This window comes from Thiolapillus sp. (assembly GCF_048562965.1).
Lineage (GTDB): Bacteria > Pseudomonadota > Gammaproteobacteria > Chromatiales > Chromatiaceae > Thiolapillus > Thiolapillus brandeum_A.
Genome location: NZ_JBHNMF010000915.1, coordinates 1 through 1,132 on the forward strand (window position 1 = coordinate 1; position 1,132 = coordinate 1,132).

At 52.7% G+C, this 1,132-nt stretch carries 1 protein-coding gene; it reads left to right on the forward strand.

All coding sequences use genetic code 11. The annotated features are described in order from the left end of the window. Positions 1-59 precede the first annotated feature (59 nt). Positions 60-1,132 (forward strand): choice-of-anchor Q domain-containing protein (locus ACOCD2_RS21160; RefSeq protein ID WP_293653376.1); only part of this gene is annotated, 1,073 nt, incomplete at its 3' end.

Sequence of the window (1,132 nt, forward strand, 5' to 3'; positions counted from 1 at the left end):
ACAGTTGGTTTGACGATGATAGCTGTCCGAATGGCGTCGCATCGGGCACTGGCGCTACATTGGGTACCAATTCCGGCAATCCTGAACTGGGGTCATTGCAAGATAACGGGGGTTATACGGAAACCATGATGCCGTCCGGGAAAAGCGGCCTCATCAATGCGGGCAATCCGCAAACCTGTACGGTACGTGACCAACGCTCAGCACAGCGCGTGGGTACCTGCGATATTGGAGCGGTGGAGTATGGCGGTAGCGTGCCACGGACGTTGACAGTCACCAACGATGAGAGCTTGGGCCCTGGATCACTCAGGGCAATCCTAACGGAGGCCAATGACGGTGACACGATTGTGTTTGATCCATCGCTTAAAAAGCATACCATCTTTATGCTGGGTTCCGGCCACGCCCCCAGACATATCACCCTTGATAAAAGCGTCGTCATTAACGGTGACGTTGATGGAGACCACAAACCCGATATCATTCTCAGTGGAACAGGTAACCACAACATGCACACGCGATTGCTGAGCGTTAATCAGGGAAAAACGGTAACCCTGGAGGGGCTCAGACTTGTGCACGGCTTTGCTGATTATGGGGGCGCCATCTGGAACCACGGCACGCTAACGATCAATTACTGCCGGTTGAGCTACAACACGGCAAAAGCAGGGGATGGCGTAAGCGGCGCTGGTGGTGCAATCTACAACGACGCAAGCGGTACATTGATAATCAATAACACGACGCTGGATCACAATACAGCAATGTCAGCCGGTGGAGCGATCCAAAACTTTAAGGGTAAGGTGATGCTCATGAACGTCACGTTGTCAGACAATGCTGGCGATCCCAGCAATGAGGACGTGGGGGCTGCCCTGAATAACATGGAGGGTCGTATGACGCTCAAAAACACCACCCTGTATAGAACGACGGGTAATGGCATTGGTATTTACGGGAGCAACGGGTTCGGTTCGGATACCACGTTGGTCAATACGGTTATAGCAGGATCGTCTAAAAACAACTGTGCAGGACATGGCGCTTATCATTTATTCGGTACTAATTGGTTCGATGATAATACCTGCGGGAGCAGCAGTTCCGGTGATCCCAAACTGGGTGGTCCGTTGAGCACTGACAGCGGGTGGGCGCTGAA